Source organism: Jeotgalicoccus aerolatus (genome assembly GCF_014635205.1).
GTDB classification, from domain to species: Bacteria; Bacillota; Bacilli; order Staphylococcales; family Salinicoccaceae; genus Jeotgalicoccus; species Jeotgalicoccus aerolatus.
The window spans coordinates 437,369-462,343 of the sequence record NZ_BMCN01000001.1 but is presented as its reverse complement, the minus strand read 5'-3'; the positions used below and the strand labels follow the sequence as shown (position 1 = coordinate 462,343).

31 protein-coding genes and 1 riboswitch are annotated in these 24,975 nt (G+C 41.3%); of the genes, 26 read left to right on the top strand and 5 right to left on the bottom strand.

The annotated features are described in order from the left end of the window. Nucleotides 1-9: 9 nt before the first annotated feature. From comGC to gcvT, 6 genes are all read left to right on the top strand, one after another. Nucleotides 10-333, top strand: coding sequence for a competence type IV pilus major pilin ComGC (gene comGC / locus IEU81_RS02410; RefSeq protein ID WP_092594566.1), 324 nt, complete (start codon nt 10-12; stop codon nt 331-333). Then, entirely contained in the window at nt 311-742 is a 432-nt protein-coding gene (comGD, locus tag IEU81_RS02405) for a competence type IV pilus minor pilin ComGD (RefSeq protein WP_186090113.1), read from the top strand. The genes comGC and comGD overlap by 23 nt, the downstream gene beginning before the upstream one ends. Beyond that, on the top strand, nt 732-989 hold the full coding sequence (locus IEU81_RS02400; protein ID WP_092594570.1) for a hypothetical protein: 258 nt from the start codon (nt 732-734) through the stop codon (nt 987-989). Before comGD ends, IEU81_RS02400 begins: the two co-directional genes overlap by 11 nt. Further along, the gene (locus IEU81_RS02395; protein ID WP_186090112.1) at nt 958-1,374 is read left to right on the top strand and encodes a competence type IV pilus minor pilin ComGF; all 417 of its coding nucleotides are present in this window, start codon (nt 958-960) and stop codon (nt 1,372-1,374) included. Before IEU81_RS02400 ends, IEU81_RS02395 begins: the two co-directional genes overlap by 32 nt. Before the next feature lie 157 nt (nt 1,375-1,531). Continuing rightward, nucleotides 1,532-2,029: a shikimate kinase gene (locus IEU81_RS02390; RefSeq protein WP_209725794.1), complete on the top strand. Its 498-nt coding sequence runs from the start codon at nt 1,532-1,534 to the stop codon at nt 2,027-2,029. 74 nt (nt 2,030-2,103) lie between these two features. Continuing rightward, nucleotides 2,104-2,195: riboswitch (glycine riboswitch) on the top strand. Between the two features lie 74 nt (nt 2,196-2,269). Beyond that, nucleotides 2,270-3,352: a glycine cleavage system aminomethyltransferase GcvT gene (gcvT, locus tag IEU81_RS02385; protein ID WP_092594576.1), complete on the top strand. Its 1,083-nt coding sequence runs from the start codon at nt 2,270-2,272 to the stop codon at nt 3,350-3,352. A gap of 87 nt (nt 3,353-3,439) precedes the next feature. Here the strand turns inward: gcvT and IEU81_RS02380 are convergent, their stop codons facing one another. The 4 genes from IEU81_RS02380 to IEU81_RS02365 are packed head-to-tail and all read right to left on the bottom strand — an operon-like array spanning nt 3,440 to nt 5,556. Beyond that, nucleotides 3,440-3,826, bottom strand: coding sequence for a rhodanese-like domain-containing protein (locus IEU81_RS02380; RefSeq protein WP_231957145.1), 387 nt, complete (start codon nt 3,824-3,826; stop codon nt 3,440-3,442). Nucleotides 3,827-3,857: 31 nt separating this feature from the next. Beyond that, a complete protein-coding gene (locus IEU81_RS02375) occupies nt 3,858-4,076 on the bottom strand; it encodes an SA1362 family protein (protein WP_092594578.1) in 219 nt (72 codons plus the stop codon). Between the two features lie 14 nt (nt 4,077-4,090). After that, nucleotides 4,091-4,990, bottom strand: a complete 900-nt coding sequence (locus IEU81_RS02370; protein WP_373867764.1) for a DUF1385 domain-containing protein — start codon at nt 4,988-4,990, stop codon at nt 4,091-4,093. Nucleotides 4,991-4,995: 5 nt separating this feature from the next. Beyond that, nucleotides 4,996-5,556 (bottom strand): hypothetical protein, encoded by a 561-nt coding sequence (locus IEU81_RS02365; protein ID WP_092594582.1) that lies wholly within the window; start codon nt 5,554-5,556, stop codon nt 4,996-4,998. A gap of 115 nt (nt 5,557-5,671) precedes the next feature. On the opposite strand from IEU81_RS02365, the gene IEU81_RS02360 reads away from it, so the two are divergent. The 14 genes from IEU81_RS02360 to recN all read left to right on the top strand — a co-directional run bounded on the left by IEU81_RS02360 (nt 5,672) and on the right by recN (nt 18,003). Beyond that, a complete protein-coding gene (locus tag IEU81_RS02360) occupies nt 5,672-6,727 on the top strand; it encodes a M24 family metallopeptidase (protein WP_092594584.1) in 1,056 nt (351 codons plus the stop codon). A 24-nt stretch (nt 6,728-6,751) separates the two neighbouring features. Further along, on the top strand, nt 6,752-7,309 hold the full coding sequence (efp, locus tag IEU81_RS02355) for an elongation factor P (protein ID WP_092594586.1): 558 nt from the start codon (nt 6,752-6,754) through the stop codon (nt 7,307-7,309). A 105-nt stretch (nt 7,310-7,414) separates the two neighbouring features. Next, nucleotides 7,415-7,849 carry an acetyl-CoA carboxylase biotin carboxyl carrier protein gene (accB, locus tag IEU81_RS02350; RefSeq protein ID WP_092594588.1) on the top strand — a complete coding sequence of 145 codons (435 nt, stop codon included), beginning with the start codon at nt 7,415-7,417 and terminating at the stop codon, nt 7,847-7,849. After that, nucleotides 7,849-9,195: an acetyl-CoA carboxylase biotin carboxylase subunit gene (accC, locus tag IEU81_RS02345; RefSeq protein WP_092594995.1), complete on the top strand. Its 1,347-nt coding sequence runs from the start codon at nt 7,849-7,851 to the stop codon at nt 9,193-9,195. The genes accB and accC overlap by 1 nt, the downstream gene beginning before the upstream one ends. A 217-nt stretch (nt 9,196-9,412) precedes the next feature. Then, nucleotides 9,413-9,652: an Ltp family lipoprotein gene (locus IEU81_RS11045; RefSeq protein WP_268884129.1), complete on the top strand. Its 240-nt coding sequence runs from the start codon at nt 9,413-9,415 to the stop codon at nt 9,650-9,652. A 198-nt stretch (nt 9,653-9,850) separates the two neighbouring features. After that, nucleotides 9,851-10,201 (top strand): Asp23/Gls24 family envelope stress response protein, encoded by a 351-nt coding sequence (locus IEU81_RS02335; protein WP_092594592.1) that lies wholly within the window; start codon nt 9,851-9,853, stop codon nt 10,199-10,201. A gap of 26 nt (nt 10,202-10,227) precedes the next feature. Beyond that, complete coding sequence (gene nusB / locus IEU81_RS02330; RefSeq protein WP_092594594.1) at nt 10,228-10,611, top strand: transcription antitermination factor NusB; 384 nt, start codon at nt 10,228-10,230, stop codon at nt 10,609-10,611. 12 nt (nt 10,612-10,623) lie between these two features. Beyond that, the gene (gene xseA, locus IEU81_RS02325) at nt 10,624-11,970 is read left to right on the top strand and encodes an exodeoxyribonuclease VII large subunit (RefSeq protein ID WP_186090108.1); all 1,347 of its coding nucleotides are present in this window, start codon (nt 10,624-10,626) and stop codon (nt 11,968-11,970) included. After that, nucleotides 11,957-12,166 (top strand): exodeoxyribonuclease VII small subunit, encoded by a 210-nt coding sequence (gene xseB / locus IEU81_RS02320; RefSeq protein WP_186090107.1) that lies wholly within the window; start codon nt 11,957-11,959, stop codon nt 12,164-12,166. Before xseA ends, xseB begins: the two co-directional genes overlap by 14 nt. Continuing rightward, nucleotides 12,156-13,031 carry a polyprenyl synthetase family protein gene (locus IEU81_RS02315; protein ID WP_186090105.1) on the top strand — a complete coding sequence of 292 codons (876 nt, stop codon included), beginning with the start codon at nt 12,156-12,158 and terminating at the stop codon, nt 13,029-13,031. Before xseB ends, IEU81_RS02315 begins: the two co-directional genes overlap by 11 nt. Before the next feature lie 92 nt (nt 13,032-13,123). Continuing rightward, nucleotides 13,124-15,016: a 1-deoxy-D-xylulose-5-phosphate synthase gene (dxs, locus tag IEU81_RS02310; protein WP_186090103.1), complete on the top strand. Its 1,893-nt coding sequence runs from the start codon at nt 13,124-13,126 to the stop codon at nt 15,014-15,016. Further along, entirely contained in the window at nt 14,994-15,782 is a 789-nt protein-coding gene (locus IEU81_RS02305; RefSeq protein WP_092594602.1) for a TlyA family RNA methyltransferase, read from the top strand. Before dxs ends, IEU81_RS02305 begins: the two co-directional genes overlap by 23 nt. 89 nt (nt 15,783-15,871) lie before the next feature. Continuing rightward, nucleotides 15,872-16,324 carry a transcriptional regulator AhrC/ArgR gene (ahrC, locus tag IEU81_RS02300; protein WP_035808715.1) on the top strand — a complete coding sequence of 151 codons (453 nt, stop codon included), beginning with the start codon at nt 15,872-15,874 and terminating at the stop codon, nt 16,322-16,324. Between the two features lie 14 nt (nt 16,325-16,338). After that, nucleotides 16,339-18,003, top strand: a complete 1,665-nt coding sequence (recN, locus tag IEU81_RS02295; protein ID WP_186090101.1) for a DNA repair protein RecN — start codon at nt 16,339-16,341, stop codon at nt 18,001-18,003. On the opposite strand, the gene IEU81_RS02290 is transcribed toward recN, so the two are convergent. Then, nucleotides 18,000-18,257, bottom strand: coding sequence for a DUF2627 domain-containing protein (locus IEU81_RS02290; protein WP_186090100.1), 258 nt, complete (start codon nt 18,255-18,257; stop codon nt 18,000-18,002). The genes recN and IEU81_RS02290 overlap by 4 nt on opposite strands. A 237-nt stretch (nt 18,258-18,494) precedes the next feature. Between IEU81_RS02290 and IEU81_RS02285 the strand changes: the two genes are divergently transcribed. The 6 genes from IEU81_RS02285 to IEU81_RS02260 are packed head-to-tail and all read left to right on the top strand — an operon-like array spanning nt 18,495 to nt 24,974. Beyond that, a complete protein-coding gene (locus IEU81_RS02285) occupies nt 18,495-19,400 on the top strand; it encodes a phosphate acyltransferase (protein ID WP_186090098.1) in 906 nt (301 codons plus the stop codon). A gap of 1 nt (nt 19,401) precedes the next feature. After that, nucleotides 19,402-20,499, top strand: a complete 1,098-nt coding sequence (locus IEU81_RS02280) for a Leu/Phe/Val dehydrogenase (RefSeq protein WP_092594608.1) — start codon at nt 19,402-19,404, stop codon at nt 20,497-20,499. Further along, entirely contained in the window at nt 20,499-21,584 is a 1,086-nt protein-coding gene (buk, locus tag IEU81_RS02275) for a butyrate kinase (RefSeq protein ID WP_231957142.1), read from the top strand. Before IEU81_RS02280 ends, buk begins: the two co-directional genes overlap by 1 nt. Then, on the top strand, nt 21,577-22,989 hold the full coding sequence (lpdA, locus tag IEU81_RS02270) for a dihydrolipoyl dehydrogenase (protein WP_186090096.1): 1,413 nt from the start codon (nt 21,577-21,579) through the stop codon (nt 22,987-22,989). The genes buk and lpdA overlap by 8 nt, the downstream gene beginning before the upstream one ends. A gap of 13 nt (nt 22,990-23,002) precedes the next feature. Next, nucleotides 23,003-23,998 carry a thiamine pyrophosphate-dependent dehydrogenase E1 component subunit alpha gene (locus tag IEU81_RS02265; RefSeq protein WP_092594612.1) on the top strand — a complete coding sequence of 332 codons (996 nt, stop codon included), beginning with the start codon at nt 23,003-23,005 and terminating at the stop codon, nt 23,996-23,998. After that, nucleotides 23,991-24,974, top strand: coding sequence for an alpha-ketoacid dehydrogenase subunit beta (locus IEU81_RS02260; RefSeq protein WP_092594614.1), 984 nt, complete (start codon nt 23,991-23,993; stop codon nt 24,972-24,974). The genes IEU81_RS02265 and IEU81_RS02260 overlap by 8 nt, the downstream gene beginning before the upstream one ends. Nucleotide 24,975: the final 1 nt, after the last annotated feature.

Genomic DNA, 24,975 nt, shown 5'->3' with positions numbered 1-24,975 from the left:
GAATATATTATGAGAGAAATTATTAAACGCAAACTTAGAAATGAAGAAGACGGTTTTACATTAATCGAAATGCTGCTGGTGCTGCTCGTTATCTCTGTGCTGATTATATTAATTATTCCGAATATCGCTGCTCAAAGCCGCAACGTACAGGATACCGGCTGTGAAGCACAGGTCAGAATGGTACAGAGCCAAATCGAAGCCTATACACTAAACGAAGGTGCTGGTCCTGCATCGATTCAAGATTTGGTTCCGGATTACTTAACGGCTGATCAGGTCAGCTGTCAAAATGGAGATTCTATTACGATTACTAATGGCGAAGCGACGAGATCATAGCGGATTTACCATGCTTGAAATGCTGCTGACTTTATTTTTAGTCAGCAGTATTATTTTAATTTCCGTGCCGCATATACCTGAATACCGGCACAGCAGCACAGAAGATGAGCTTAAAAACCTCAGTTACTTATACCAGGGGGCACAGATGAATGCCTTGGCTAAAAATCAGTCATTTACAGTATTTATGAATTACGACAAACAAACAGTTGAAGTCCGAAACCGTGAACGCCACTTAGTTTCTCACTACAGCTTAACAGCCTGCCGGCTGGAAGACTATGGACTTAAGCAGTTTACTTATAGAAATAACGGTGATACCAGTGCTTTTGGCACAGTGTATTTATCGTGTGATAAAGACAGCGTTAAATTTATTTTCCAAATACTGAAAGGACGTTTTAGAATTGAATCATAATGGTTTTTTGCTAATCGACAGCATACTCGCACTGTCGATTTTCACTGTTATTGTACTGACCTTGCCCGGTTTAATATTTATTTTGCAAAATAATGAGGCCAGTCTTGAACGCCTGAACACTTTAAGAGAAATTTACATTGCCTCAGGCCGCTATGATTCGCCTGAAGATTTTACAGCAGCTGCAAAACTAATTTATAAAGAGGCGGGGATTGCATGTGAGGACAGACTTAAAAAAATATGCAGCTGACGGCTTCACTTATTTGGAAATGCTGCTGTCACTTATGACGGCAGCATTAATTATGGCTGTGATGCCGGGAATTTTATCGGTATTCCAAGCGCTCGAACCGATAGATGATGACTATGATCTGGATATTTTTACTATGGATATTATGGAAACTTACGACGCCTCTTCAGACATTAAAATATCAAATGCATCTGTGATACAGTTTAAAACCGACAGAGGGCAAGTATCATACCGCTATCAGAACGGACGGATTATAAAGAGTATAGACGGGGACGGCTTCGTCACTCTGATGTTTAATATCGATACATTTATACTAAATGAATCAAACGGTCTAATTACACTGAAGCTGAAAGGGGATGCTGATGAAACATACACCTTTAACAAATGACGGGTTTTTCAGTTTATCAGTCTACTTTTTACTTATATATTTAATCGGGGTATACTATCATTACTATAGTAGATTTCAGCTGATTTTGGATATCCGAATGAGTTTAATAGAAATCTATATTAATAAAATTGATCAAATAATAAATTAGGTGAAAATAATGATATTAATCGGCTTTATGGGGTGCGGCAAAACGACGATCGCACATGAACTCGGTAAAAAACTTAATAAACAAGTGATTGATCTGGATGCAGTGATTCCAGTAATCGCCAATAAAACTATTCCTGAGATTTTTGCCAAAGAAGGGGAGGCGGCCTTTAGAAAATATGAATTTCAGGCGCTGTCAGAAACTTTGAGTAAAGATGTAATCATCGCAACAGGCGGCGGAGTCGTGACTTTTGATAAGTCATACGAACTGCTTCAAGCGCAAAAAGAAATGCCTGTTTTCTTCTTAAACGCACCATTTGAAAATCTATACGAAAGAATCCAGGCGGATGACAACCGTCCGCTCGGCAATCAGGATATTGAAACGGTGAGGAATCTTTATCAATCCAGACTGAAGAAATATCAAGCGCTTTCCGATAAAGAAATCAGCACTGCTCAGCCGATAGAAAATACAGCTGAAGCAATTATCAGTTTTAGCAAACAGCAGCAGTAAAACGCGGGCTTTTCGGCTTGCACTTTGAAATATGTTATGAGTATAATGAATACGGATTCAAAAGACAGTTACGGGTGAATAATACTGGAGAGAACGCTGGCAGCGTCGCCGAAGGAGCAAGCCGTTAAACGGTGAATCTCTCAGGCAAAAGGACAGTATTGCGACGTAATCCTGAAGAGTATTTCAACAGGACAGCGAATATTCACTGTCCTGTTTTATTTATTTGAGGAGGAAATTGTAATGAGTGAGTTAAAAAGAACACCTTTAAATGAGTACTACCATGAAAACGGTGCAAAACTGGTCGATTTCGGCGGCTGGGAAATGCCCGTTCAATTCTCAAGCATCAAAGAAGAACACACAGCAGTCAGAGAAGATGTCGGTATTTTCGATGTCAGCCACATGGGAGAAATTCACGTTACAGGCAATCAGGCTGAGGAATTTCTAAACTATGCTCTTACGAATGATGTCACTAAGTTAACTGATGTCAAAGCTCAATACACGACGATTGCTAATGAAAAAGGCGGCGTCATCGATGACCTTGTGATTTACAAACTTGCTGATCAGGATTATCTTTTAATCCCGAACGCCGGCAATACAGACGGTGATTTCGAATGGCTAAAAGGAATCGAAGGCTATGATGCAGTTGTAGAAAATGTTTCTGCAGATTACGGTCAGCTTGCTGTTCAGGGACCCAATGCTAGAGCACTGGTTCAGAAATTTACTGAAACTGATCTGTCAGAACTGAAAATGTTTAATTTTGTAACAGACGCTCAAGTTGACGGTAAAGACGTTATCATCTCACAAAGCGGCTACACAGGCGAAGACGGATTCGAATTATACTGCAAGCCTGAGGACACGCTTCATTTGTGGAAATTGTTTGTAGATAATGGTGCTGTAGAATGTGGTCTCGGTGCCCGCGATACACTTCGCTTAGAAGCAGGACTGCCGCTTCACGGTCAGGATCTTACACCGGAAATTTCTCCGCTGGAAGCACGTATTGGATTTGCTGTTAAAGTGGACAAAGGTGATTTTATCGGTCAGCCGGTCTTAAAAGAGCAAAAAGAAAACGGTGCACCGCGCCGTCTGTCTCCATTTGAAATAACAGGAAAAGGGATTGCGCGTACTGACTATGAGGTCTTCGATAACGACGGCAATAGAGTCGGTTACGTGACGAGCGGTACGCAGTCGCCGACGACAAAACGTTCAATCGGTTTCGCTTTAGTCGATACTGATTTCTATGAAGCAGACAAAGAATTTGTCATCAAGATCCGTTCTAAAGAAGTACCTGCTAAATTTGTTAAATCTCCATTCCATAAAAACTAATACAATTATTATCCCGCAGTGCTGAGGCCTGCGGGATTTTTTATACAAAAAAAGCACCTGGCATTAAGCCGTGTGCTCTATATTTCATTAGCGGTTTTTAGACTTGATTTTGCCTGTCCATTTCGCAATACCTTGTTTAAGAACATTTAAATCCTTGTGGCCGTCTTTTTTCAGCATACGTGCTGCTCTTAATGCTGTACGTCCATTTTGATCGTACAGGTAAACCGGCACATCTTTACGAATAGCGCCTTTTTTCATTTGAAATGATGAAATTGGCATGTTTCTTGCACCCATAATATGTCCGTGTTCAAATTTATCTTTTTCACGAAGATCAATCAGCTGTACTTTTCTTAAATCCTTGCCGAACTCTTCTTCTGTCAGCATATTGACACCTCTCATTGAAATGAAGGCGTTAATCACCAGGACGATGATTATTACTGCTAATATAATTAATGCTATAATCCAGCTTTCCACTTAAAAAACCTCTCCTTAATATATATGTGTATTATTTTTTACGATGTTTACGTTTTGCTTTACGCAATGCTTTTCTATATTTCCGCTGATCTTCTGTCAGGATAAAGAAGTAATATATCCCGTAAATAATCAAGCCCAGCACTAGAAGAAAAATCAGTGAACTGAAAATCATATTTAAAACGACATCCAGGTTCATCAGCAGACCAACAGCTGCAATGACTAAAACGATAATTACCAAAGCTCTTTTCATTTTTTATCACTCCTTTAAAGATGGTTGAATGAAGATATTGCGACCTCAACCTGGTCATCTTGCGGCTGTTTTGTCGTTAAATACTGCAGCCATAATCCGGGCAGTCCCAAATATTTTAAAACGGGCACGGATCTCATCTTATTTGTGAACTGCAGTACTTCGAATGACAGCCCGAGTACGACTGGAATCAGTAAAATTCTGTTCAACACTCTAACGTACAAAGGATCTACCGGAACAAACATATATATGACAAAGCCGACGAGCACTGTAAAGAGTATAAACGAGCTGCCGCAGCGATAGTGGAGTCGTGACTGCGCCTGAACGTTGTCTACAGTCAGCGGCAGGCTGGATTCAAAACAGTTAATGACCTTATGTTCCGCACCGTGATATTGAAACAGCCCTTTTACCATCGGTGTCAGCGACAGCAAATATATGTAGCCTAGCAGTATAATTAATTTAATTATTGTTTCCAGTGCAACCTGTCCGAACTTGCCTGGAATAATGCCGGAAAATACTTCGGCGACAAATACCGGAATCAGGGTCAGTATAAATTTACCAATTAAAAATGTAAGTATACCGATAATTACAGTAGAAAGCACGACTTTAGTCGTATTCACCGATTTTTTCTCATCAGCTATTTTATGATCTTCCGACGGATGCCGTTCGTAGCGATCTGCTGCGAAATCCATATGCTTCATGCCGTAGACACTGGATTCTATAATCGCGACATTGCCGCGTATTAATGGGATTTTCTTTAATTTTGTCAATAGCGGCTGATTCGGTCTCGGCATATCAAAATAATCAATTTCTCCGTTTGTTCGTCTAATCGCTGTGGACATATGAGTCTTTGACTGGAACATCACACCTTCAGGCACTGCCTGGCCGCCGTAAACTGGTTTTGTCATTTTGATCATTCTTTCTACAAGTATTCTGTTGCCTGCTGCAGCCGTTCAATCGACTCATTTAAAAGGTCGTCATCTTCAGATGCCATCGCATCTGCAATCTGATTAACAGCTTCTGTGATTTCTTCATTGGCAAGGACTATATTGGAATGTTCCCTGTCCAGAACTTCTGTCAGTTCCAATTCTCCGACAGCGTTATTGTATGTTTCAACTGTTTCCTGAATATCATCTCTCGTTTTTACAATATCTCCGGTATTCAGCTGTTCATCGTTACGGTACTGAGTAATATATTCATTGAGCTGATTTAACTGCGCCGTTAGATCATCAGCATAATCAGTCACGATGCCGACGTATTTTTCAATATTTGGATTATCTCTGTCGCGCTCGAAGTTTACGATTTGCGTATCCAGATTTTCTAAATGCAAAGTAAGCTGCTGATTTCGGACTTTTTCAGTCTGCAGCAGTCCTTCGAGTTCACTTTTATATTCTTCTTTTTCACTGAGTTCTGCTTCAGGTGAGCTGTTTTGACAGCCCGCAGCAAGCAATAATAATGTAAGTGCAGAAAGTCTAAGTTTCATCGCATATTCTCCTATATTTCATTAGACTATTTTAACATGTTAGCGTTAAAATATAAAAAGAAAATGAAATAGATTTTAATTTCATGTAAAATGATTACTGAGAGGTGGAGGAGAAATGATTAAATTTGATAAAATCCAGCAATTGCTGGAAAGAGAAAGCCTTGATGCATTACTGGTAATGAGTGCTGAAAACAGACGTTATTTAAGCGAGTTCACTGGATCCAGCGGCGCACTCATCATTACAAAAGAATCGAGATTTTTAATGTCTGACTTCAGATATAAAGCACAGGGGGCAGAACAAGCTGAAGAATTTGAATTTATTCTGCAGGAAAAAGGTCTGCTCGAATCTATCGTATCATTTATGAATTCAAAAGGTTTAAAACGTATTGGGTTTGAAGGGGAGCACGTGAACTACAATACATACAGCCAATTGAGCAAATCTTTTGATGTTGTGCCTTTAACAGGTGAGGTTGAAAAAATCCGTTTAATTAAAACAGATGAAGAACTGGATTTAATTATTAAAGCATGTGAAATTGCAGATCAGTCTTATGAATACATTTTAACTTACGTTAAGGCCGGTATGACTGAGCTGGAAGTTAAAAATGAGCTGGAAGCACACATGACCAGCCTCGGAGCCAGCGGTCCGAGTTTCGATACAATCGTTGCCAGCGGACACAGAGGGGCTCTTCCTCACGGCGTAGCTTCTGATAAAGTGATCGAAGATGGCGATATGGTTACACTGGATTTCGGCGCATGGTACAAAGGCTATGCCTCGGATATTACACGTACATTTGCTGTGGGGTCAGTCTCGCCGGAAATGGAAGAGATTTATAATATCGTTCTCGAATCCCAGTTAAAATCACTGGATGAAATTAAAGCGGGCATGACAGGCAAAGAAGCCGACAGTATTGCACGTGATGTGATTTCAGCTAAGGGACACGGCGAACACTTCGGCCACTCATTAGGTCACGGACTAGGACTGGAAGTTCATGAATTGCCAGGACTGTCACAAAAAAGTACAATGACTTTAGAACCCGGCATGGTAATTACGATAGAGCCCGGCATTTATGTCGACGGCTTAGGCGGCGTCCGTATAGAGGACGATGCTGTAGTCACTGAAAAGGGTCTTAAAAAGTTAACACACAGCAGCAAAAAGCTGTTTATCGTATAAAACAGACAATATAGGAGGAAACACATGATTTCAGTAAACGATTTTAAAACAGGACTTACAGTAGAAGTAGACGGTGGCATTTGGAGAGTATTAGATTTCCAGCATGTTAAACCGGGTAAAGGTGCGGCTTTTGTCCGCAGTAAATTAAAAAACCTCCGTACTGGAGCGACTCAGGAAAAAACTTTCAGAGCTGGTGAAAAAGTCGGCAGAGCTCAGATTGATAATAATAAAATGCAGTTCTTATACGCTGACGGCGACAGCTATGTATTTATGGATAACAACACATATGAGCAGCTTGAAATTCCCGGCGATCAGCTTGAATATGAATTAAAATTCCTAAAAGAAAATATGCCTGTATCTATTATGATGTACGAAGGTGAAACTTTAGGTGTCGAACTTCCAAAAACTGTTGAACTCGAAGTTACAGAAACAGAACCAGGAATTAAAGGCGACACAGCAAGCGGAGCATCTAAATCAGCAACACTTGAAACAGGCGTTACATTACAAGTGCCATTATTTGTTAACCAGGGTGATATGCTTGTCGTTAATACTGAAGAAGGGTCATACGTCTCTAGAGCGTAGACAATCTAAGAGCAGTTTTAAAAGGCTGCTCTTAATTTATACTTGAATTGGTATGACCACCTATGTAAAATGTAGTACATATTATTTTATGGGAGAGTAAAACTAATGAATTTAGAACAAGTCGATTCTTTAATTGAAAAAATGGAGCGGGCATCGCTTACTGAAATTTCTTATAAAGACAAAGATGTAGATATTAAACTAAAAAGAGAATTAGCACCTGCAGTGACTCAAGTCCCTCAGACTGCAGAAACTAAAACATCAGCTCCAGTTCAGCCGGCAGCAGCTGCTGCTCCAGCTGAAGAAGAAGCGATTACTGTAAAAGCACCGATGGTCGGCACTTTCTACAAAGCACCTTCTCCTGAAGAAGAAGCTTACGTCAAAGTGGGTGACAAAGTAACCAGCACATCCGTCGTTTGTATTTTAGAAGCGATGAAATTATTCAATGAAATACAAGCAGAAGTATCCGGTGAAATTGTTGAAATCCTAGTCGATGATGGAGATATGGTTGAATACAATCAGCCATTATTTAAATTACGATGATTAAAAAAGTCTTAATAGCCAACCGAGGAGAAATTGCGGTAAGAATTATCCGTGCATGTCATGAACTCGGAATCGAGACGGTCAGTATATACTCTGAAGCAGATCAGGATAGTTTACACCGGAAACTAGCGACAGAATCATACTGCATCGGACCAAAACTTTCTAAAGACAGTTATCTGGACATGATCGGCATTATCACTATTGCACAGACAACGGGCTGCGATGCGATCCATCCCGGCTACGGTTTCTTAGCTGAAAACAGCGACTTTGCTGAAATGTGCGAATCATCAAGTCTAATATTTATCGGACCGATGTCTGAAACCATTTCCTTAATGGGTGTTAAAGATGTTGCTAAGAAAACGATGATAGAAGCAGATGTACCGACGGTACCAGGCAGTGACGGTGTCGTTAAATCATTAGAAGATGCATATGACATCGCTGAGGAAATCGGCTACCCTGTTATTATTAAAGCCAGCCACGGCGGCGGCGGAAAAGGGATCAGAGTCGCGAGATCAAAAGAAGAGCTGACTCAGAATTATAAATTGACTGAGCAGGAAGCGGAAAGTGCTTTCGGCAATAAGAGTTTATATATTGAAAAATATATTGAAAACTTCCGTCATGTTGAAATTCAAGTACTCGGAGATTACCACGGCAACGTTGTACACTTGGGCGAGCGCGACTGCACAGTACAGCGCCGAATGCAAAAACTCGTTGAAGAAGCACCAAGCCCGGTAATCAGTGAAAAAACACGCCGTGAAATGGGAGAAACAGCCGTTCGTGCAGCGAAAAGCATCGATTACATCGGCGCCGGTACGATTGAATTTATTTACGATTTGAACGATCATAAATATTACTTCATGGAAATGAACACGCGTATCCAGGTCGAACACCCTGTAACAGAAATGATTACCGGTGTAGACCTTGTGAAATCTCAAATTCAAGTTGCGATGCACGAACCGATTCCATATCAGCAGGAAGATATTAAATTTGAAGGCCATGCATTTGAATTTAGAATTAATGCAGAAAACCCGTACAAAAACTTCATGCCGTCAGCAGGCAAAATTACCGGCTTCCTTCAGCCGGGCGGCTTCGGTGTCAGAATGGACACTGCATCATATGCAGGATATGTGATCCCGCCGTATTACGATTCGATGATCGCTAAACTAATCGTTCACGGCAAAGACCGTGATGAAGCAGTAAAAACTGCCAAACGCGCATTAGGAGAATTCGAAATCAGCGGTATCGATACAACAATTCCATTCCATCAAAATCTGCTGCTGAACGATGCATTTTTAAACAATAACTATAATACTAACTTCCTGGAAGAACAGGATATAATGAAATAGATTGATTTAGAGCCCGTTTCTTATTATGAGAAACGGGTTTTTATCTTTTGCAGGGTGGGTGTTAGATAGGGTGGCCAATGAGATTTTCTCATTGTCCGACCAGGCCCTTTACTTAGCCAATGAACTTATCTCATTGGCCGACTAACCCCTTTACTTAGCCAATGAACCTATCTCATTGGCCGACTAACCCCTTTACTCAGCCAATGAACTTATCTCATTGGCCGACCAGACCCCTCACATAACCAATAAACCTGGATTCTCTGAAACTGATTCAGGTGAAGTTCCGAGGGAGTGGGAGTCAGCATTAAATAGTGCTTACAATTACGCAGAAATAATGAGTATGTCTAAAGCGGGTATTTATGATCAGCTCGTCTCCGAATACGGGGAGCAGTTCACACCGGAAGAAGCACAATATGCTATTGATAATCCGAAATATATATTTTTATTGACCAGTTAATTTCGGCTGGTCATTTTTTATTTTATAAAGCCGGATAAGAACAGACGTGCCGATACCGGCTCATAAGTAATTGACTAAACTCCAAAATAACCATATATTTAAGATAAGAAAACAGCTCCGTACTGTTTAGCACATACTTTAGCAAACCATTTAATATTAGCGTCATCACGTGATATAATATACCAGTGAGGTGATTGTATGATTTTACAAAATCATAATACAAATTTCGGCAGCATTGAGATTTCCAGTGAAGTGATTGAAGTCATTGCAAGTATTGCGGTAGAAGAGACTAAAGGTGTTCACTCATTGCAAAATAACTTTGCCAGTGGTAATATCGAAAAGATTGGGAAAAAGTTCCGCGGTCGCGGCGTTAAAGTTGAGACCAGCGACGGCCAGATTCACATCGCAATTTATGTAGTATTATCTACTGACCGAAACGTTCACAGTGTTGCTGAACGTATTCAGGAAAATGTTAAACAAGCTGTAAATGATATGCTCGAAGTCACGGTTAACGAAACGAACGTGCACATCGTTAATATTATTAAATAAGTTAATAGATAGGTTTAGGTGTAAGCATGAAAAGACATGAACAAAGAAAGAAAGCATTTCAGCTGTTATTCCAAATTGATAAAAGTGTTGTCGAGCTAAAAGACACGCGTTTTTACGAGGTGTATCAGACTGAGACATTTGTTAAATCAGTCATCGATTACTATGTGCATCATCAGGATGCTGTAAATGAGGAAATCAGCCGTTTCTTAACCGGCTATACGATCGAGCGTATTTCCAAAGTAGAAAGAAATATTTTACGCCTTGCTGTGAGTGAATTGCTGAGTCACGGTGCACCTGTCAAGGTTGTTATTGATGAAGCGGTTAAACTCGCAAAAAATTACGGTGATAAAGACAGCCACCGTTTTGTTAACGGTGTCTTAAAGAATTTCGCTGTGCAGAATGAAGGATAGATAGACATGGCTATGGATAGTACTAAGTATTTATCGGTTCAATCCTTAACTAAATATATTAAATATAAATTTGAAAAAGACCCGTATCTCCAACGGGTCTTTCTTAAAGGTGAGCTGTCGAATGTTAAGCATCATACGAACGGCCACATTTATTTTTCTGTAAAAGATGATCAGTCAGTCATCAGTGCGGTCATGTTCCGCTATGATGCCGACAAACTGAATTTCAAACCTGAAGAAGGGCAGAATGTTTTGCTGGCGGGTAATATTACCTTGTATGAACGGCGCGGCCAGTATCAGATTTACGTTAAAGAAATGCAGATTGACGGTATCGGCCAGCTGTTTTTAAAACTGGAAGAGAACAAAGAACTGCTAAAGATAAAAGGGTATTTAAAGACTGAACACAAAAAGCCGCTCCCAGCGTTTCCGGAACATATAGCCATTGTGTCTTCGACGACCAGCGCTGCGATTAAAGATATGATTACAACTTTAAGCCGCAGATATCCGCTAGTCAAAGTCACCACATTAAATACATATGTCCAGGGCGGCCGCAGTAAAGACAGTGTCATAGATAATTTAAAGCGGGCAGACGCACTTAAGGCAGACACGGTGATTCTTGCCCGGGGCGGTGGTTCTATTGAAGATCTATGGACCTTTAACGAGCTGGAAGTGGCTCTTGCTGTATTTAACATGAAGACACCGATCGTTACCGGCGTTGGTCATGAGACTGATATTACACTTGTCGATTATGTCAGTGATTTACGCGCACCGACACCAACGGCGGCAGCTGAACAGGCAGTACCGAATATTAAAGACTTAAATACACGTCTCGGCGAACTGCACAGACAGCTCGATAATTTGACGCTGAGCCGCATCAGCAATTCACGTCAAATGCTGGATAACTTATCAAATTACTATAAATTTAAAAATCCAAATTTATTATATACTGAACAAACCGAACGCCTGCGTGATTTATCATCCACTCTGGATAATTTTATGTCCCAAGAGCTTTTAAACTTAAGACACAGACTCGATAAATACATGTCGGCACTGGCGTATAACAATCCGGCACCGGATATACAGAAGTATCAGTCGGAGCTTAAAAGAACCTCCGGTGATTTAAACCGGCAGATGAAAATGATGATTTCACAAAAAGTAGAACGTTTAGCTGCCAATATTAATGTGCTCGAATCCGTCAGCCCGGTGCAAATATTAAAAAGAGGCTATTCTTATACAACCTTTAATAATAAAATAGTAACAGACGCAAAAAATTTAAATGTTGGCGATGTGATTGAAACTTCGTTTAATTCAGGCACGGTCAGCGCGAAAGTGACAGAGGTGAATACAGATGACGAAAAATGATCAGACTTTTGAAATGAAAATGACTCGGCTGGAAACTATCGTAAAATCACTTGATGAAGAAGAGATTTCTCTGGAGAAATCTTTAGAACTGTACCAGGAAGGCATTAAACTTTCACAGGAATGCGATAATATTTTAAAAAACGCAGAGTTAAAAGTAGAAGAGCTTAATAAGGATAACGAATCCGATGAGGAATAATACTGCTTATATTAATAAAGTCAAAGCCCATATTTTATCTCATTTAAACAGCTTTCAACACTCAGCAACGATTTACGAAGCGAGTAAATACTCCATTGAGGCAGGCGGCAAAGGCCTCCGTCCTTTGCTCTTATTTACAGCTCTAGATGCGCTCGGTACTGATTTAGATCAAGGGATTTCTGCAGCATCCGCAATCGAAATGATTCATACGTATTCGTTAATTCATGATGATTTACCGGCAATGGACAACGACGAACTCCGCCGGGGCAAACCGACGAATCATATTGTTTTTGGTGAAGCTGCTGCCATACTGGCCGGCGACAACTTGCTCAATGAAAGTTTTAATGTTATTGCAAAAGATCAGTCTTTATCCGCTGAAGTACGCATCGAACTTGTAGAAACGATTTCTGATGCTGCAGGCCAGTCCGGCATGATCAGCGGTCAAATGCTGGATATTGAAGCTGAAATGAAAACCGCATCTTTAGATGAGCTGGAGACAATACACACATTTAAAACCGGGGCATTAATCAAAGCACCAGTAACAGCTGCATGTATTATTGCCGGGGCAGATGAAGATATTCAAAGTGAACTTGAACGTTTCAGCGAGGTTATCGGCGTGCTGTTTCAAATTAAAGATGATATTCTGGACTTAGAAGGCAATCCTGAACTTACAGGCAAAAACACGGGCAGTGATGAGAAAAAAGGCAAAGTCACCTACGTGAGTGAACTTGGTATAGACGGTGCTAAACAAGCCCTTAGAAAAAAAGAGGAAGAAGCTTACAGCATATTAAACAAGCTGGATGACTCAATTGCTGTATCAGGCTTGCGTGAAATCGTTCAGATGTTCGCACAAAGAGATCAATGATAATTCATATGCAAGTATGGATTATCATTTTCTTTTTGTCAGAACAGTAAAGTGTTATAATTATCAATAGTAAAATTAAAGGTGGTTGCTATATGAATATATATAGTATTGACGAGCCATCATTTGTTAAAAACTTAAATGAAGAAGAGCTCGTACAGCTAGCAAGTGACATTAGAGAATTCCTCATCGAGTCATGTGCAGTGACAGGCGGCCACATTGGAGCAAACTTAGGTGTTGTTGAGTTGACAATCGCACTTCATAAGTACTTTGATTCCCCGTCCGATAAACTGCTTTTCGATGTAGGACATCAAGCATATATACACAAAATATTAACGGGCAGAAGCGCAGATTTTGCGACGCTCAGACAATATAAAGGCCTATGCGGTTTTCCTAAAATGCGGGAGAGCGAACACGATGTATGGGAAGCGGGCCATTCATCGACTTCACTTTCTGCAGCAATGGGGTTTGCCAAAGCACGTGATATTAAAGGTGAAAAAAATCACGTTGTACCGATTATTGGCGATGGTGCACTGACAGGCGGTATGGCGCTTGAAGCGTTAAACCATATCGGCAGTGACAAAACCAATATGACGATTATTTTAAACGACAACGAAATGAGTATTGCACCAAATGTCGGTGCACTTCATAATATGCTCGGAAGAATGCGTACAAACACTCAATACAACAAATTTAAACACGGCGCAGAAGGCTTTATCGAACGCTTGCCTCAAGTCGGCACGACACTCAGAGACTTAGCAGACCGTTTTAAAGACAGTACGAAATACATGTTTGTCGACGGCATTTTCTTCGAAGAACTCGGTATTAAATATATCGGACCCGTTGACGGCCATAATTTTGAAGATCTCGGTGCGGCCATTAAAACATCGAAAGAGTACGACGGGCCGGTAATTATTCATGTGATCACTAAAAAAGGTAAAGGCTATCATCCTGCAGAGCACGATAAGCTGGGTATTTGGCATGGTCTCGGACCTTATAAGATCGATACAGGAGAAGTGCTCGGTACGAAGAAAACTGAGTCCTGGAGTGCCTTTATGTCAAACACTGTACTCGACCGGGCCCATCAAGACGACACGATTGTTGCCTTAACACCGGCCATGCCGGTCGGCAGCAAACTGACTAAATTCCAAAGCGAACTGCCGGAGCGATTTTTTGATACCGGCATTGCAGAACAGCATGCGGTAACAATGTCAGCAGGATTGGCAGCCGCGGGTATGAAACCGTATCTCGCAATATATTCAACTTTCCTGCAGCGCGGCTACGATCAGCTGCTGCACGATGTTGACAGACAAAATTTAGATGTACTGATCGGTATCGACCGGAGCGGACTAGTCGGAGCGGACGGAGAAACCCACCAGGGTGTCTTTGATATCAGCTTTATTTCACCGCTGCCGAATATTACTTTGATGATGCCGCGAGATGAAAAAGAAGCAGCAATGATGATTGATTTTTCATTAAATACAACAGGACCGATGGCTATCCGCTATCCGCGCGGCAACGTTCTCGGTGTCGATATGGAAGCTGACAGAGCATCGCTTGATGACATGAGCTGGGAAGTTCTGAGAGAAGGTTCTGAAGCTGTTTTAATTTCTTACGGTCCAACACTTCAAACAGTCATGGAAGCTGCAGATCTGCTTGAAATTGAAGGCATCAGCGTTAAAGTTATAAATGCCCGTTTTATTAAACCGATGGACGAATCGATGCTGAAAGAATTCGGACAGGACAATTCACCGCTCTTTATCATTGAAGAGTCAATGCTGACAGGCGGTCTCGGCAGCATGGTTTCAACATTTATGAGCGACCAGCTGTTTACGAATAAAATTCAGCGTCTCGGTATCGATAACGAGTATATCGAGCACGGTGACGTGGATCTCTTACTCCGTGATATTGGAATTACTAAAGATAATATCGCGCTTCGCACCAAACAGCTGATAGGGGTCAGTCATGAAAAAAATACGAACAGATGATTATATTTTTGAACATTTTAACGTCGGCTCAATCGATGATATCAGAAAGCTGATTATGGCAGGCAAAGTATTAAATAATAATGAACCGGTCTACAAAGCTTCCGATAAAATCGATCCTCTAAAAGCACATATCAGATTTAAAAATGTAAAACAATTTGTATCAAGAGGCGGCCTGAAACTAAAACATGCCATTGATGTGCTCGGTCTCGATGTTAAAGACAAAGTCATGCTCGATATCGGCTCATCGACTGGCGGATTTACAGATTGTGCCCTGCAGCACGGGGCGCGATTTGTCTATGCTGTTGATGTCGGCACAAATCAGCTCGATTATAAACTGCGTGTTGACGACCGTGTTTGTGTAATGGAACAGACCAACTTTAAAGAGACGGTGATTGAAAACTTTGATCCTTTGCCGGAGGTCATATCCATCGATGTATCATTTACCTCGATAGTGCCGATTCTCCGTCATATTGAAAGTTTGTTCAGCCAGCCATTAAATATTGCCGCACTGATAAAACCGCAGTTCGAGAGCTATTTGGAAGAACGTGAAGAAAACGGGATTATTACGAATCCAGATACTCACTTTCAAGTGATTCAGCGCGTGTTAGCTGAAGCCGAAACTCTCGGATTTAATGTCCAGGCTATAGAAAAGTCTCCCATTACCGGAACGAAAGGCAATACAGAATATTTGTTCTTTATATCAAATAAGAAAGAAAATAAATATGCAATCACAACCAAAGACATCAGTTCCGTAGTATACGGCTGATGTCTTTGGTTTTTGCTATGCAAGGCAGCCGCTCTATGATAATATGATGAATAAATATACATATATTCATTTAAAAAGGGGGGATTTTAATGTCTAACAAATCTATCAGACAAATTAAAATCAGAGAAATTATTACGAACAACCGGATCGAAACACAGGAAGAGCTCGTTGACAAGCTGATCGAGCATAAATTTAATGTGACACAGGCAACAGTTTCCAGAGATATCAAGGAACTGCAGCTGATTAAAGTGCCTTCACCAGGCGGAGAATATGTTTACAGCATGCCTAAAGACAGACAGTACCACCCGCTTGAAAAGCTGGGACGCTACTTAATGGACAGTTTTGTTAAGCTCGATTTTACAGGGAATTTGCTCGTTCTAAAAACGCTGCCGGGCAATGCTCAGTCTATCGGAGCTATTATTGACCAGCTGGAGTGGGAAGAAGTAATCGGAACGATATGCGGCGATGACACATGTCTGTTAATTTGCCGTGATGAAGAATCACAGCAATTAATTAAGGATCGTATTTTTAATCTTATTTAATTGGGGTGTTAAATGTGTTACTGAGACTAAGTGTCAGAAACTTTGCCGTGCTTGAAAATATCGAGCTGGATTTTTCAAAAGGCATGACCGTGCTTACCGGTGAGTCGGGAGCTGGTAAATCGAAAATTATCGAGGCAATCAGCTATTTAGAAGGGCGCAGAGCTTCTGCAGAAGATATTCGCTATAACAGCAGCGGGGCAGTCATCGAAGGTGTTTTTGATTTTCCTGCCAGCAGTAAGTTAAGCCGTGTGCTCGAATCGCTCGGTATCGCAGAAGATGAATTATACATTATCAGAAGAGAAGTCATGGCAAACAGTAAAAGTCTGATTAAAATTAATAACCAGATGATTACTTTAAATAACTTAAAACAAATTATGGAACTGGTGTTGTCAATACAGTCTCAGTCCTCACAGGGGACAGTACTTCAAAAAGGCGAACAGATTGAATATCTGGACCGCTATATCGGGCTCGGAAAAGAAGACATATTTACAGAATATCAAAGTCACTACCATGCCTATCATTCCGTTAAAAAGCGTATTGAAGAGCTGGAATATAAAGACCGCAACCGGTTAACACAGCTTGAAGTACTGAAAATGCAGTATAATGAACTGTCCGCTGTGGAGCTGAAAGAAGATGAAGAAGAAGAGCTTGAAAATGAGCTCGAGTTTTTATCCAACTATGAAAATATTCATGCCTCCCTCAGCCAGATTAAAGCGCTGCTTGTCAGCGAGTATCCGCCCCAGGGCATGCTGTATGATATTAATCAGTCACTCGATACGGTCACTAAATTCGATGAGTCATATACATCTTATAAAGATACATTGACGGATGCATATTACTTATTGACCGAGTTAAATTCACATGTTTCCAATGATTTGTCATCGATTGATTACGATGCTGAAAGATTAAATGAAATTCAGTCGAGATTGAATCAGTTCAACCAATTAAAACGGAAATATACTAAGACATACAGCGGACTTTTAGAATTTCAGCAGGAGCTGCAGGCAGATATTGACGATTTGGAAAATATATCGCAGTCATTCGGCAGACTGGAAGAGGAACAGCAAGAACTGTTTAATAAAATGGAATCATCGGCTAAAAAACTGCACAGCTACCGGGAGGAAAGAAAACATTTTCTTGAAAGTAAATTGAGACGCGAATTAAGCGATCTCGAGATGCCGGATGTCCAGTTTGAAATCGCCTTAAAAGAATCTCATTTTAATCCGCTCGGTTTTACCGATGCAGAATTTTTAATTGCCACGAACAAAGGCGAACCGCTTAAACCGATGAAAGCAATTGCATCCGGCGGAGAAGTATCGAGAGTCAGTCTCGCACTCCGCACAATATTCTCTGAATTCGACAGTGATTCACTGATTATTTTTGATGAAATTGATACGGGAGTCAGCGGCCAGGTCGCAGCGCGCATGGTGGAGAAGATGAAACTCTTATCAAAACAGCGTCAGGTCATTGCGATTTCTCATCTGCCGCAGGCGGCAGCGACAGCCGATCATCTGCTGCATGTTAAAAAATCAGTGACAGGTGACAGAACCCATTCGACGGCTTCGTATTTAAATTACGATGATAAAATAGAAGACATCGCTCGTATGATCAGCGGGTCTAAAATAACAGAAGCTGCACGCATGAACGCCAAAGAATTGCTAAAATCCAGCGAAGATTAATCTTCGCTGGATTTTTTTGCATTTTTCATGAAGCGCTCCTGAGCGCGCTTGTTTTTTCTCTCACGGTAAAGGAGGTAGCCTCCGATAAACCATATTCCAAAAACAGTCATTAGAAGACCGATAAAAAACTGCAGTGCTGTATAAGTAAACGGATCGATAACGATTCCGAACATGCTGTCACGCATTAGTTTTATTCCGACTCCCGCAATTATTCCGGGAATGACCAATATTATTAAAGCTATTATTTTCAGCATAGTATTCTCCTATAAAACATTTATCTCTTACATTATACAATAAATACTAGAAAGTTAAATTTATATTTTATGACGGCCTAATGAAATAAAAGGCGTAAATATTCTCAATAATTAAACATTTTTAATCCGCTTTTCTTTTGCTGAATTTAAATGTATGCTTTTTGTAAGGGCTTACAATAAGGGTCTGGCAAATGCTTTTTACTTAATTATTGTATAATACAGTGAGGAGGCGAAATCATGAATTTTGATGAAACTTTAAAGAGTACTTTTAACAGCCATGCATCAATCGCACTCGTGAGAGCTGATTCACCTGACCTGCTTCAGCTGGTAATGGATTCAGCAATGGAACTCGATATAGAATGGCACTTATTTGACAACAGGGATAATATTTTATCGTCATTTACAGCCATGAATTTTGACTATAAAAAATACAAAGTCGAAATCCACGACAGCGCCGGTGATCAAAGCTGTGCATCAAATGCTGCACAATTTACAGCTGACGGCCATGCAAATATACTGATGAAAGGTTTGATTTCTACCGGTGTGATTCTAAAATCGGTTTTAAACAAGGAATTAAATCTGCTTGATCAAAAACTGCTGTCACATGTTGCTTTATTTAGTCTTCCTAACAGGGGCAAGCCGGTGCTTATCAGCGACGCTGCAATGAATATCGATCCCGACGCAGAGACGAAAATTAAAATCATAGAAAATGCAGCGGCGGTAGCGAGAAAGCTCAGCATTGAAAAACCAAAAGTCGCTTTGCTGTCAGCAGTTGAAAAAGTGAATGAAAAAATAGCTTCTACGGTAACTAATGATACAATAGTAAAGTCTCATAAATTTGACCATGCCATAGTGGACGGTCCAATGCAGTATGATTTGGCCATGTCCAAAAAGGCTGCTGAGATTAAACAATACGAATCACCAGTCGCAGGTGACGCAGATATACTGATTATGCCGCATATTGATGCCGGAAATATTTTGTATAAAGTGCTGATCACGTCGGCAGGGGCACATGTTGCCGGAATGATTACGGGACTGAAAGTTCCATTCGTACTGACTTCACGTGCAGATTCAAAAGAAGAGAAGTATAATTCAATTAAATTGGCAATTAAAATGTTAGAACACAACAAGGAGGAAGTTTAATATGATTTTTACTGAAATGGAACAGGGCGACTACGAACAGCTGGTATTTTGCCAGGATAAAGCGAGCGGCCTTAAAGCGATTATATGTATACATGATACAACCCTTGGACCAGCACTCGGCGGCATTAGATTTTGGAATTACGAGCGTGAAGAAGACGCGATTACAGATGTGCTCCGACTGGCTAAAGGGATGACTTATAAAAATGCTGCAGCCGGTTTAAACTTAGGCGGCGGAAAAGCAGTGGTTATCGGTGATGCTTCAAAAGATAAATCAGAAGCGTTTTTCCGTTCACTCGGACGCTACATTAACAACCTCGGCGGACGCTATATTGCGGCAGAAGACGTCGGTACGACTGTTGAAGATATGGACTTTATCTATCAGGAAACAGATTATGTGTGCGGTGTCAGCGAAGCCTACGGCTCAAGCGGCAACCCGAGTCCATTTACAGCACTCGGCTTGTATGTTGCAATGAAACGTACAGCGAAAGAAGCCTTCGGCAGCGACGATCTCAGCAATAAAACTGTGGCTGTACAAGGTGTCGGCAACGTCGCTTACAGCTTGTGTAAACACCTTCACGAAGCCGGCGCAAAATTGATCGTTACAGATATAAACGAAAAAGCAGTCCAGCGTGCAGTAGATGACTTCGGCGCTGAATCAGTCGGTCTGGATGACATTTACAGCGTCGATGCAGATATTTTTGCACCTTGTGCACTTGGCGGCATTTTAAACGACAAGACGATTCCAGAGCTGAAAGTGAAAGCGATTTGCGGCAGTGCCAATAACCAGCTATTAGATATTGAAACGCACGGTAAAGCCTTAGAAGACAGAGGCATCGTCTATGCTCCGGATTACGTCGTAAACTCAGGCGGTGTTATTAACGTTGCTGATGAGCTGGAAGGCTACAACAAAGAACGCGCAACTGCTAAAGTGAACGATGTTTACAACCAAATAGATAAAATTTTCACGATTGCTAAAGAGGAAAACATTTCACCTCAGCTGGCAGCAGATCATCTGGCTGAATCCCGTATAAAAGCAATTCAAAATGTGAAAAGCGTTTATTCTCAATCAGATAAAAATATCCTTTCCGGAAGAAAATAATGATGAAAAAGTTTATACTTGTATTAAATCTCGGAAGTACAACTACGAAAGTTGCGCTCTTCCGGGATTTAAATTGCCACATAGTTAAGACCTACTCCCATGACAAGGAGCTAATCAGTCAAGATATTTCTGCTCAAAAAGCAGCACGTTACGATACGGTGATGATGTTTTTATCAGAAGCAGGGATAACACCTGAAGATATTAGTATCGTCGCTTCCCGCGGCGGACTGCTCCATCCGGTAGAAGGCGGAACCTATCTGATTAACGATGATATGCTTCTAGACTTAACATCAGGAAAATACGGTGACCATGCATCAAACTTAAGCGGAATACTTGCTGCGGAGTTTTCTAAAAATCATGGGATTGAAGCAGTCATTACCGATCCAGTCGTCGTTGATGAATTGTGTAACGAAGCTAAATACACTGGACTTAAAAATGTAAAAAGAACTTCAATATTCCATGCTTTAAATCAAAAAGCAGCAGCGAGAAAGTATGCTGACAGCGTCGGTCAAACCTATGAGAATTTAAACTTAATTGTCATACATATGGGCGGCGGCATTACAGTCGGTGCACATCATCTCGGCAAGGTAATTGATGTCAACAACGGCCTGAACGGGGACGGACCGATGAGTCCGACGAGAGCGGGCAGCTTGCCGGCTGACGGTTTGTTAAAATACATGGCAGAACGTAATTTATCTAAAAATGAAATGATTCATTTAATTTCTAAAGCGGGCGGACTGCTGTCTCATTTAAATACGGAAGATGTCAGAGATATTACGGCTGATATTAATAATGGCAACCGTCACAGCGCTGAGGTGCTGGAGGCCATGGCCTTTCAAATAGGCAAGGAAATCGGTGCTAAGGCAGCTGTCCTTCGGGGTCAAGTTGACCAGATTATTTTTACCGGCGGCGTCAGCTACAGCAATTATGTAATGGATCTCATCACACCTTATATTTCATTTATTGCCCCTGTAACCATTTATCCGGGGGAATTTGAAATGGAGGCGCTGGCTTACGGTGCCTATACTGTCTCAAATGACAGAACATTATTAAAAACTTACAAGGCGGAGGGAAGTCATGACTAAAAATTACGATACTGTAATCATCGGCGGCGGAACCGGCGGCTACATTGCTGCCATTAAACTGAGCCAGCTCGGTCAGGAAGTCGCAGTCGTTGAAAAAGAACATCTCGGCGGAACATGTTTAAACAAAGGATGTATTCCAACGAAAAGTTTTTTAAAAAGTGCTGAAGTGATCAACACGATGAAGCACGCGTATATGTACGGAATAGACGCTGCAGAACCTTCGTTTAATATAAAAAATATCGTCGAGCGTAAAAATACCGTTGTGAATAAGATGCAAAACGGGATTAAATATTTGATGGATAAAAATAAAATAGACATTTATAATGGCACAGCAACAGTACTCGGACCTTCCTTATTTTCACCTTTAGCAGGCGCTGTCAGTGTCAGTTATGAAGATGAAGACAAAGAAAGCGAAATACTCGTCAATGATTTTGTTATTATCGCTTCGGGTTCAAAACCTGCAGCGCTGCCGTTTATGCCATTTGACGGTAAAGTGATTTTATCGAGTGATGATTTAATGGATTTAGAACATATACCTGAAAAAATTGCCATTGTCGGCGGCGGGGTCATCGGTGTGGAATTTGCAACGGTACTGTCAGCATTTGGTACGGACGTTACAATTATCGAAGCCGCAGCTCAAATTTTACCGACTGAAGATAAAGACGTGGCACAAGCCGTCGCAAAATCACTGGCTGAGAGTGGCGTAACTGTTAAAACGGGTGTTAAACTGAATGCTGAAGATACCGATATTAAAGATGACGGTATTTCTATTACGCTGGACGGCCAAGCTGAATACTTTAATCATGCTGTTGTTGCGATTGGGCGAAAGGCAAACACAGAAGATCTCGGCCTTCAAAATACTAAAGTTAAAGTCAATAACGGTATCGTTGAAGTCAATGAATATCAGCAGACAAACGAGTCGCACATATACGCAGTCGGCGATGTGACAGCATCTTACCAGCTGGCTCACGTTGCCATAGAAGAAGCACTGATCGCAGCGGAACACATTACGGATCATCAGCCGCTTGAGATGAATTACGACAATGTACCCAGATGTATCTATACGTCGCCGGAGGTTGCCTCGATTGGTCCGACCACTGAGCAGTTAAAGGCAGATAAAATAGAGTTTAAAACACATAAATTACCGCTGTCTTCTATTGCTAAAGCCGTCATAGACAATGATGGAACAGGCTTTATTAAAATGAACATTGCACCAAACGGCGACATATTAAGTGCATCGATCGTCGGTGCGCACGCGACTGAACTGATTAACCAGCTGTCGCTGGCTAAATTTATGGATGCTTCAGCATTAGAACTGTCGAGTGCAGTTTTTGCTCATCCATCAGTCGGTGAGATTATTAAGGAAATAGGACTCGATGCCGAAGGTATCGCAATTCACGTTTAGGAAGGTGACATTTTTGCTATCTTATAAAGAAACAGATTTAACTGAATCAGACTTGCAGCAAATGTATAAAACCATGCTGATCTCAAGACGTCTTGACGAACGCATGTGGTTATTAAACCGCGCGGGAAAACTGCCCTTTGTCATTTCATGCCAGGGCCAGGAAGCGACTCAAGTCGGTGCAGCTTTCGCACTCGATAAAGAAAATGATATTATCAATCCTTACTATAGAGACTTAGCACTCGTGACACACTTTGGCATGACTCCAGAAGAAACGATGCTGTCTGCCTTTGCCCGCGGTGCAGATGTACAAAGCGGCGGCCGTCAGATGCCCGGTCATTTCAGTAAAAAGGCGAGTAATATTATGACACAAGGATCTGCCGTAACGACTCAAATCCCTCATGCAGTCGGTGCGAGTTACGCCATGAAAATGGACGGGGAAAAACGTGTATCTTTAGCTACTTTAGGAGAAGGCTCAACTTCACAAGGTGATTTCCATGAAGGGCTAAACTTTGCAGGCGTACATAAACTTCCGTTTATTTGCCTGATAGAAAATAATAAATATGCAATCAGCGTGCCGACACATCTGCAATATGCTGCTGACAAACTGTCCGACCGCGCAATCGGCTATGGCATGCACGGAGAGCAGGTAGACGGCAATGATCCAATCGCAGTATATAAAGTGATGAAAGAAGCGAGAGAACGGGCAATTAACGGTGAAGGGGCATCATTAATCGAAGCCTTGTCGATCCGCTTAACGCCGCATTCATCCGATGACGATGATAAATACCGCACAGCGGATGAACTGACTAAAAATAAAGAAGACGATTGTCTCGAGTCTTTTAAATTATATTTACTCGATGAAAATATAATCGATGAAGATTGGCTGACAGAAGCTGAAGCAGAAATTAAAGACACAGTAAATCAAGCAACAAAAGCTGCGGAAGCTGCCCCTTATGCTGAAGCAGAGCATGCTTTAAAACACGTTTACGAGGAGGTAGACAATGGTTAAAATGTCTTATCTCGATGCGATCCGCGATGCGCTGTTTGTATCGATGGAACAGGATGAAAGTGTATTTGTACTGGGTGAGGATATCGGTAAAAAAGGCGGCGTCTTTAAAGTGACCGAAGGTCTTCAGGAAAAATTCGGCGAGATGCGCGTTTTGGATACACCGCTAGCCGAAAGTAATATAGTCGGCACGAGTGTCGGTGCAGCCATGATGGGCAAACGTCCGGTTGCTGAAATTCAGTTTGCTGAATATATTTTACCCGCAGTTAACCAGATTTTAAATGAAGCAGCAAAAGTCCGCTACCGTTCCGATAACGACTGGAATGCGCCAATGGTTATTAGAGCGCCGTTTGGCGGCGGTATTCACGGTGCCTTGTACCACTCTCAGTCCATCGAATCTATTTTCGTTTCAACACCGGGACTTAAAGTCGTCGTGCCGTCAACACCTGCTGATGCAAAAGGCTTATTAATGGCAGCAATTAAAGATAATGATCCCGTCATGTTTTTCGAACATAAAAAAGCGTATCGCCTGCTTAAAGGTGAAGTGCCTGAAGGAGAATATACAGTCCCGCTCGATAAAGCGGATATTAAACGTGAAGGTGATGATATTACAGTTATCACTTACGGATTATGTGTAAATTACGCAATCCAGGCCGCTGAACAATTATCAAAAGACGGTTATCAAGCTGAAATACTCGATTTACGGTCGCTTTACCCGCTCGATAAAGAAGCGATTATTAAAGCTGCCAGTAAAACGGGTAAAGTATTGCTGGTGACCGAAGATAATTTAGAGGGCAGCCTGATCAGTGAAGTATCTGCAATTATCGGAGAAAACTGCCTGTACGATCTCGATGCACCAATTATGAGGCTCGCAGGACCCGATGTGCCGTCGATGCCTTACGCACCGCCAATGGAAGATTACTTTATGATGAATCCTGAGAAGATATATAAAAAAATGCTCGAACTGAGCGAATATTAAG

What these genes read in the sequence shown, in the direction of transcription:
- IEU81_RS02315 (WP_186090105.1), top strand. Translation starts at nt 12,156, where the DNA reads ATGAGGAATAATACTGCTTATATTAATAAAGTCAAAGCCCATATTTTA.
- IEU81_RS02390 (WP_209725794.1), top strand. Translation starts at nt 1,532, where the DNA reads ATGATATTAATCGGCTTTATGGGGTGCGGCAAAACGACGATCGCACAT.
- comGD (WP_186090113.1), top strand. Translation starts at nt 311, where the DNA reads ATGGCGAAGCGACGAGATCATAGCGGATTTACCATGCTTGAAATGCTG.
- IEU81_RS02290 (WP_186090100.1), bottom strand. Translation starts at nt 18,257, where the DNA reads ATGCTGAAAATAATAGCTTTAATAATATTGGTCATTCCCGGAATAATT.
- IEU81_RS02285 (WP_186090098.1), top strand. Translation starts at nt 18,495, where the DNA reads ATGAATTTTGATGAAACTTTAAAGAGTACTTTTAACAGCCATGCATCA.
- accB (WP_092594588.1), top strand. Translation starts at nt 7,415, where the DNA reads ATGAATTTAGAACAAGTCGATTCTTTAATTGAAAAAATGGAGCGGGCA.
- comGC (WP_092594566.1), top strand. Translation starts at nt 10, where the DNA reads ATGAGAGAAATTATTAAACGCAAACTTAGAAATGAAGAAGACGGTTTT.
- IEU81_RS02360 (WP_092594584.1), top strand. Translation starts at nt 5,672, where the DNA reads ATGATTAAATTTGATAAAATCCAGCAATTGCTGGAAAGAGAAAGCCTT.
- xseB (WP_186090107.1), top strand. Translation starts at nt 11,957, where the DNA reads ATGACGAAAAATGATCAGACTTTTGAAATGAAAATGACTCGGCTGGAA.
- xseA (WP_186090108.1), top strand. Translation starts at nt 10,624, where the DNA reads ATGGATAGTACTAAGTATTTATCGGTTCAATCCTTAACTAAATATATT.
- gcvT (WP_092594576.1), top strand. Translation starts at nt 2,270, where the DNA reads ATGAGTGAGTTAAAAAGAACACCTTTAAATGAGTACTACCATGAAAAC.
- IEU81_RS02280 (WP_092594608.1), top strand. Translation starts at nt 19,402, where the DNA reads ATGATTTTTACTGAAATGGAACAGGGCGACTACGAACAGCTGGTATTT.
- IEU81_RS02365 (WP_092594582.1), bottom strand. Translation starts at nt 5,556, where the DNA reads ATGAAACTTAGACTTTCTGCACTTACATTATTATTGCTTGCTGCGGGC.
- dxs (WP_186090103.1), top strand. Translation starts at nt 13,124, where the DNA reads ATGAATATATATAGTATTGACGAGCCATCATTTGTTAAAAACTTAAAT.
- efp (WP_092594586.1), top strand. Translation starts at nt 6,752, where the DNA reads ATGATTTCAGTAAACGATTTTAAAACAGGACTTACAGTAGAAGTAGAC.
- nusB (WP_092594594.1), top strand. Translation starts at nt 10,228, where the DNA reads ATGAAAAGACATGAACAAAGAAAGAAAGCATTTCAGCTGTTATTCCAA.
- ahrC (WP_035808715.1), top strand. Translation starts at nt 15,872, where the DNA reads ATGTCTAACAAATCTATCAGACAAATTAAAATCAGAGAAATTATTACG.
- IEU81_RS02375 (WP_092594578.1), bottom strand. Translation starts at nt 4,076, where the DNA reads ATGAAAAGAGCTTTGGTAATTATCGTTTTAGTCATTGCAGCTGTTGGT.
- buk (WP_231957142.1), top strand. Translation starts at nt 20,499, where the DNA reads ATGATGAAAAAGTTTATACTTGTATTAAATCTCGGAAGTACAACTACG.
- IEU81_RS02305 (WP_092594602.1), top strand. Translation starts at nt 14,994, where the DNA reads ATGAAAAAAATACGAACAGATGATTATATTTTTGAACATTTTAACGTC.
- IEU81_RS02335 (WP_092594592.1), top strand. Translation starts at nt 9,851, where the DNA reads ATGATTTTACAAAATCATAATACAAATTTCGGCAGCATTGAGATTTCC.
- IEU81_RS02370 (WP_373867764.1), bottom strand. Translation starts at nt 4,990, where the DNA reads ATGATCAAAATGACAAAACCAGTTTACGGCGGCCAGGCAGTGCCTGAA.
- IEU81_RS02260 (WP_092594614.1), top strand. Translation starts at nt 23,991, where the DNA reads ATGGTTAAAATGTCTTATCTCGATGCGATCCGCGATGCGCTGTTTGTA.
- lpdA (WP_186090096.1), top strand. Translation starts at nt 21,577, where the DNA reads ATGACTAAAAATTACGATACTGTAATCATCGGCGGCGGAACCGGCGGC.